This is a genomic window from Bradyrhizobium sp., from assembly GCF_016462955.1.
Lineage (GTDB): Bacteria > Pseudomonadota > Alphaproteobacteria > Rhizobiales > Xanthobacteraceae > Bradyrhizobium.
The window spans coordinates 1-6442 of sequence record NZ_JAEMSD010000393.1 but is presented as its reverse complement, the minus strand read 5'-3'; the positions used below and the strand labels follow the sequence as shown (position 1 = coordinate 6442).

The window sequence follows — 6442 nt, the reverse complement described above, 5'->3', positions numbered from 1 at the left end:
GCGAAGGGAAAGATGATCTTCGTGAGTCCGGCCTGAGCTTGCCCCCCGCCCGCCGGCGCCAGCAGGGGCAGGCCGAAACATCCGGCCATGAATTTGCGGCGATCCATTCGTTTCCTCTTTCGGCCCGTTTATCGTTGCCGCCATTAGAGCCAGGCGGACGGCCGACACAAGGCCGACATGCGCCGTTTACCATCCCGGCTGCCTTGCGCAGGGCATCGTCCTGCTGCAAAAGCAGGGCTCGTCGGCGCCGCCTGTCGCTTCGCCGTCTTCGCATCCAGCGCCCCCACGTAGAGACATGGCCAGCCCCGAACTCAGCCAATTCCGCCGCATCGTCGTCAAGGTCGGCTCCGCACTGCTGGTCGATTCCGACAAAGGCGAGGTGCGTGCATCCTGGCTGGCTGCGCTGGCCGACGACATGGCCAAGCTGCACAAGGAAGGACGCGACGTCCTCGTCGTCTCCTCCGGCTCGATCGCGCTCGGCCGCAGCCGGCTCAAGCTACCGCGCGGCCCGCTGAAGCTGGAAGAGAGCCAGGCTGCCGCCGCCGTCGGCCAGATCGCGCTGGCGCGGATCTGGTCGGAGGTGCTGGGCGCGCACGGCATCGGCGCCGGTCAGATCCTGGTGACGCTGCAGGACACCGAGGAGCGCCGCCGCTATCTCAATGCGCGCTCCACCATCGGCAAGCTGCTGGAATGGCGCGCCATCCCGGTGATCAACGAGAACGACACGGTGGCAACCAACGAGATCCGCTACGGCGACAACGACCGCCTCGCCGCGCGCGTCGCGACCATGGCGAGTGCCGACTTGCTGGTGCTGCTGTCCGACATCGACGGCCTCTACGACGCCCCGCCGAAGAACAATCCCGACGCGAAGCTCATTCCGGTGGTCGAGAGCATTTCCTCGGAGATCGAGGCGGTGGCCGGCGATGCCGAGTCCGAGCTGTCGCGCGGCGGCATGCGCACCAAGGTCGAGGCGGCCAAGATCGCGACGACGGGCGGCACCCACATGCTGATCGCCTCCGGCAAGATCGAGCATCCCCTTCAGGCGGTCGCCGACGGCGGCCGCTGCACCTGGTTCCTGACGCCCGCCAACCCCATCACTTCGCGCAAACGCTGGATCGCGGGTACGCTGGAGCCGAAGGGCACGCTGACCATCGATGCCGGGGCCGTGACGGCGCTGCGCGCCGGCGCCAGCCTGCTGCCGGCCGGCGTGATCAAGATCGAGGGCCAGTTCGCACGCGGCGATGCCGTCATCGTGCGCGGCCCCGACAGCAGCGAGGTCGGCCGCGGCCTGATCGCCTACGACGCCGAGGTCGCCGAGCGGATCAAGGGCCGCTCCTCGCCTGACGTGATGGCCATCCTCGGCATCAGCGGCCGCTCGGAGATGATCCACCGGGACGATCTGGTGGTGGGCGGGTGAGGCCTTCCGTCATTCCGGGGTGGTTCGGAGGACCAGTCCCCAGGTGTGCAATTGCGCACCGGGAGTCTCGAGATTCCGGGTTCGATGCTCCGCATCGCCCCGGAATGACGAGAGACTGACCAGCAGCCGGCGCAGGCGGGCCCCTGCCATTCCTCCCCGCCCCTTCGCAAAAGCGGGATTTCCGTGCTAGGACACCGCCTTAGCAGAAGGTTGAACCCCCATGGCCGCCCCCCTCAAAGCCGTCGACGGCAATGCCGATCTTCAGGCGCTGATGTCCGATCTCGGAGCCCGTGCCCGCGCTGCCGCGCGCGTGCTGGCGCTGGCGCCGCCGGAGCAGAAGAACCGGGCGCTGGAGGCCATGGAGCGGGCGATTCGCTCCCATGCGGCCGCGATTCTCGCCGCCAATGCCGAGGACGTCGCGGAAGCCCGCGCCTCCGGCAACGCCACCTCCTCCTTCATTGACCGCCTGACGCTGACGCCGGCGCGGATCGAAGGAATGGCCGAGGGCATCGCCACCGTCCGCGGCATTGCCGATCCGATCGGCATCGTCACCGAGAGCTGGCAGCGGCCGAACGGTATGACCATCGAGCGCGTGCGTGTGCCGCTCGGCGTGGTCGGCGTGATTTTCGAGAGCCGTCCAAACGTTGCCGCGGACGCCGGCGTGCTCTGCCTGAAGTCGGGCAATGCCGTGATCCTGCGCGGCGGCTCGGACAGCTTCCGCTCCTGCCGCGCCATCCATGAGTGCCTGGTGCAGGGCCTGCGCGAAGCGGGCCTGCCCGAGGCTGCGATCACGCTGGTCCCGACGCGCGACCGCGCCGCGGTCGGCATGATGCTGTCAGGCCTGAACGGCGCCATCGACGTGATCGTGCCGCGCGGGGGCAAGAGCCTCGTCGCGCGCGTCGAGCAGGAGGCGCGCGTGCCTGTCTTCGCGCATCTCGAAGGCGTCAACCACGTCTATGTCGATGCCAGCGCCGACCTCGCTATGGCGAAGTCGATCGTGCTCAATGCCAAGATGCGACGCACCGGCGTCTGCGGAGCGGCCGAGACGCTGCTGGTCGATCGTGCCGCCGCCGGCAATAACCTGAAGCCGCTGGTCGAGATGCTGCTGGAGGCCGGCTGCGAGGTGCGCGGCGACGAGGCGGTCCAGAAGACGGACGCGCGCGTAAAACCCGCCAGCGAGGAAGATTGGGACACCGAATATCTCGACGCGATCATCGCGGCGAAGGTGGTGGACGGCGTCGACGGCGCGATCGCGCACATCCAGAACCACGGCTCGCATCACACCGACGCGATCGTCAGCGCGGACGAACGTGCGGCGAACAAGTTCCTGAGCGAGGTCGATTCGGCGATCGTCCTGCACAACGCCTCGACGCAGTTCGCCGACGGCGGCGAATTCGGTTTCGGCGCCGAGATCGGGATTGCCACCGGCCGGTTTCATGCCCGCGGCCCGGTCGGCGCCGAACAGTTGACGAGCTTCAAATATCGCGTCCGCGGCACCGGGCAGACTCGGCCGTAGACGTCGCGAGGCGCGGGGCATTGAGCAACAATTTCGTCGTGCCGCGTTTCGTGGCGCAAGCGGTTCCGCCCTCGACGCCGGGCATGCGCATCGGCTTGCTCGGCGGCTCGTTCAATCCGCCGCATCAGGCGCATCGTGCCATCAGCCGCTTCGCGATCGAGCGATTGCAGCTCGATCGCGTCTGGTGGCTGGTAACCCCCGGCAATCCGCTCAAGGAAAACGGGACGCTGCAAGACCTCGGCGCGCGCATGCAGGCCGCGCGCGAGGTTGCCGACGATCCGCGCATCGAGGTGAGCTGTCTCGAATCCGTCATTCGCACCCGCTACACTATCGACACGATCAACATCCTGCGCCGCCGCTTCCACGGCTTGCGCTTTGTCTGGATCATGGGCGCCGACAATCTCGCTCAATTCCACCGGTGGCAGGACTGGCGGCGCATCGCCGCCCAGGTTCCGATGGCCGTGATCGATCGGCCGCCGCAGAGCTTTCGCGCCCTCGCCTCCCCAGCCGCCCAGGCGCTATCGCGCTACCGTCTGCCCGAGAACAAGGCTGCCCTGCTTGCAGAGCGGCCGGCACCCGCCTGGGTGTTCCTGACCGGATTGAAGCTGAACCTCTCCTCGACGGGTTTACGGAACCCGGACGGGAGCTGGAAAGGTACGAAGTGAGACGATCTGTGCGGACATGGTGGGGGTTTCGGGCTCTCTGGCATATTGAAACCCTTAACCCCACATGATGTAGTGTAACCAGCGAGCGCCGGATTCGGCGTGCGCGATACAGTGAAAGGAATGGTCCCTGACCGCATCTGTATTGTCCAAGTCAACTTCGACGAAGTCAGCTTCGACGAAGCCTGTTTTACCCAAGGTTGCCAAGCCGGCGCGTAAAACATCGACCAAAGCTGCGGCCTTGGAGGCGCAACCCGACGCCGACAAGACGCTGAGCCTGATCCTCTCCCGCCTCGAGGATATGAAGGCGGAAGAGACGGTCACCATCGACCTTCGCGGCAAATCGGCGTACTCCGACTACATGATCGTCACCACCGGCCGGGTGAACCGGCACGTCGGCGCGATCGCGGAAAACGTCACGAAAAGCCTCAAGGAAAACGGCATCAAGAACATCCATGTCGAGGGCTTGCCCAATTGCGACTGGGTGCTGATCGATTCCGGCGACGTGATCGTGCACGTGTTCAGACCCGAGGTCCGCGAGTTCTACAATCTCGAGCGATTGTACACGCAGGGCCCAGGGGCGGCGAAGGCGGTCGCGGCGAAGGCGATCTAGGCCAGGAAAGCCGATTTCGAATCGGCTGACGCGCATGCTAGCGTCGCGCGCCCTCTCGTCGCGCGCGGTCTTGAAAGGGCAACCCTGAAGATATCAGACCTGAAGATATCATGCGTGTTGCCGTCATTGCGGTGGGCCGGTTGAAGCAGGGCCCCGAACGGGAGCTTGCCGACCGCTATTTCGAGCGGTTTGCCGAAGCCGCCGGCAAACTTGGATTCCGCGGGCTCAGTGTCCACGAAGTTGCCGAAAGCCGCGCGCGCGACACCGCAACGCGAATGGCCGAAGAGGCCGCGGCGATCGCGGCGCATATTTCCGACAAGGCGATCCTGGTGGCGCTGGACGAGCGCGGCCAGAACCTGGAATCCACCGTATTCGCACGGCATCTGGCGCGCTGGCGCGACGAGGGTGCCGGACATACTATCTTCGTGATCGGAGGGGCGGACGGACTTTCGCCCGAATTGCGCCGTAAGGCCAAGCTCGCGATCGCGTTCGGCTCTGCGACCTGGCCGCACCAAATGGTCCGCGTCATGCTTCTGGAACAGCTTTACCGGGCCGCCACCATTCTGGCCGGCCACCCCTATCACCGCGCGTGATGCGCGCAACGAGCAATTTTGCCGACACGATGCGAGCGCCGCTCCTCAACCTGTTGCTGATCGCAAGCTTTGCAGGCGCAAGCCTCTTCGCCGAAGAAAGCCTCGCGCAAGCTCAGACGGCATCGCCGCAGGCGGCAGCGGTCTCGCCCGAGGCGATCAAGCAACGCGAGCAGGAGCTCGAAGCCGCGCGCGCGAGGCAGAAAAGCGCGGAAGAAGCGCAGGCCAAGCTCAAGGCCGAGATCACCGCACTCGGCCAGGACCGCACCCAGCTCAACCAGCAGCTGATCGAGACAGCGGCCAATGTCCGCAATGTGGAGACCAAGATCGAGGAGGCCGAAGCGCGGCTGCGCGCGCTGAACGGCCGCGAGCAGCAGGTGCGCGCCTCGCTCGATTCGCGCCGTGCCGACATCGTCGAGGTGCTGGCGGCTTTGCAGCGCGCCGGACGGCGCACGCCGCCGGCGCTGCTGGTGCGGCCCGAAGACGCGCTGCAATCGCTCCGCACCGCAATGCTGCTCGGCGCCGTGGTGCCGGAATTGCGCGGCCGCGCCGAGAAGATCGCAGGCGAGCTCGGCGAGCTCGTGGCGCTGCGCAAGACCATCGCAACCGAGCGCGACCAGCTCGCCTCCGACCGCGACAAGGTCAGGAGCGACCAGACCCGGCTCACCGCCCTGGTCGACGAGCGTCAGCGCCAGCAGGCGTCCCGCGAAAAGGACCTCGACGCCGAGAGATCGCGCGCCATCGCGCTTTCAAAGCAGGTCGGCGATCTCCAGGGGCTGATCGCCAAGATGGAGCAGGACCTGCAAAGCGCCGCCAAGGCTGCGGAGAAGGCAGCCGAGGCGGCAAGGCAGGCCGAGGCCAAGGCGGCGGCCAGCGCCAACGTCACCGCCAAGTCGGGCCCGGGCGCCTTCAAGGACAAGTCCCGCACCACCCCGGCGATCGCCTTCGCCTCGGCCAAGGGCCTCCTGCCGCTTCCGGTTAACGGTAACAAGATCAGGGATTTCGGCGGTTCCGACGGGGCCGGCGGGGTCCAGAAGGGCATCTCGCTGGCGACCAAGCCCGGCTCCCAGGTCACAACGCCGTGTGACGGCTGGGTGGTCTATGCCGGCCCCTTCCGCAGCTATGGACAACTCTTGATCCTCAATGCCGGTGGCGGGTATCATGTCCTGATCGCCGGGATGGAGCGCATTTCGGTCAACATCGGACAGTTTGTGCTCACGGGTGAACCGGTCGCGACCATGGGGTCGACCTCTCAAGTCGCCTCCATTCTCGCCACGAACGCGAGTCAACCTGTGCTGTATGTCGAGTTCCGCAAAGACGGCACTCCAATCGATCCAGGCCCATGGTGGGCCGCAAATGAAGGCGAGAAGGTTCGCGGATGATGCGCAAGACTTCAGTAATCCTCCTCAGCGCCGCCACCGGTGCTGCGCTGACGCTGTTCGTGACCCAGCCGCGCGCGGTGTTCATGGGCTCCAGCGCGCGAGCCGCCACCGCGGACACCTATCGCCAGCTCAATCTGTTCGGCGACGTGTTCGAGCGCGTGCGCTCCGACTATGTCGAGAAGCCCGACGACACCAAGCTGATCGAATCCGCGATCAGCGGCATGCTCACCGGCCTCGATCCGCATTCGAGCTACATGGACGC

The 6442-nt window shown here is 66.3% G+C and carries 6 protein-coding genes and 1 pseudogene; all 7 read left to right on the top strand.

Going from position 1 to position 6442, the window contains the following annotated elements:
* Positions 1 to 295 precede the first annotated feature (295 nt).
* Positions 296 to 1417, top strand: coding sequence for a glutamate 5-kinase (gene proB, locus JHD07_RS29385; protein ID WP_291628515.1), 1122 nt, complete (start codon positions 296 to 298; stop codon positions 1415 to 1417).
* Positions 1418 to 1637: 220 nt separating this feature from the next.
* On the top strand, positions 1638 to 2933 hold the full coding sequence (locus tag JHD07_RS29380) for a glutamate-5-semialdehyde dehydrogenase (RefSeq protein ID WP_291628513.1): 1296 nt from the start codon (positions 1638 to 1640) through the stop codon (positions 2931 to 2933).
* 20 nt (positions 2934 to 2953) lie between these two features.
* The gene (locus tag JHD07_RS29375) at positions 2954 to 3598 is read left to right on the top strand and encodes a nicotinate-nucleotide adenylyltransferase (protein WP_291628511.1); all 645 of its coding nucleotides are present in this window, start codon (positions 2954 to 2956) and stop codon (positions 3596 to 3598) included.
* 238 nt (positions 3599 to 3836) lie between these two features.
* A complete protein-coding gene (gene rsfS, locus JHD07_RS29370) occupies positions 3837 to 4208 on the top strand; it encodes a ribosome silencing factor (RefSeq protein ID WP_291628508.1) in 372 nt (123 codons plus the stop codon).
* 110 nt (positions 4209 to 4318) lie between these two features.
* On the top strand, positions 4319 to 4801 hold the full coding sequence (gene rlmH, locus JHD07_RS29365; RefSeq protein ID WP_291628506.1) for a 23S rRNA (pseudouridine(1915)-N(3))-methyltransferase RlmH: 483 nt from the start codon (positions 4319 to 4321) through the stop codon (positions 4799 to 4801).
* A 29-nt stretch (positions 4802 to 4830) separates the two neighbouring features.
* Positions 4831 to 6180, top strand: coding sequence for a peptidoglycan DD-metalloendopeptidase family protein (locus JHD07_RS29360; protein WP_291628504.1), 1350 nt, complete (start codon positions 4831 to 4833; stop codon positions 6178 to 6180).
* Positions 6177 to 6442, top strand: a pseudogene (locus tag JHD07_RS29355) (peptidase S41); the annotation flags it as partial. The gene JHD07_RS29360 and the pseudogene JHD07_RS29355, both read left to right, overlap by 4 nt.

Excerpts from the sequence above, each read along its gene's own strand:
- proB (WP_291628515.1), top strand. The coding sequence starts at position 296 with ATGGCCAGCCCCGAACTCAGCCAATTCCGCCGCATCGTCGTCAAGGTC.
- JHD07_RS29380 (WP_291628513.1), top strand. The coding sequence starts at position 1,638 with ATGGCCGCCCCCCTCAAAGCCGTCGACGGCAATGCCGATCTTCAGGCG.
- rlmH (WP_291628506.1), top strand. The coding sequence starts at position 4,319 with ATGCGTGTTGCCGTCATTGCGGTGGGCCGGTTGAAGCAGGGCCCCGAA.
- JHD07_RS29360 (WP_291628504.1), top strand. The coding sequence starts at position 4,831 with ATGCGAGCGCCGCTCCTCAACCTGTTGCTGATCGCAAGCTTTGCAGGC.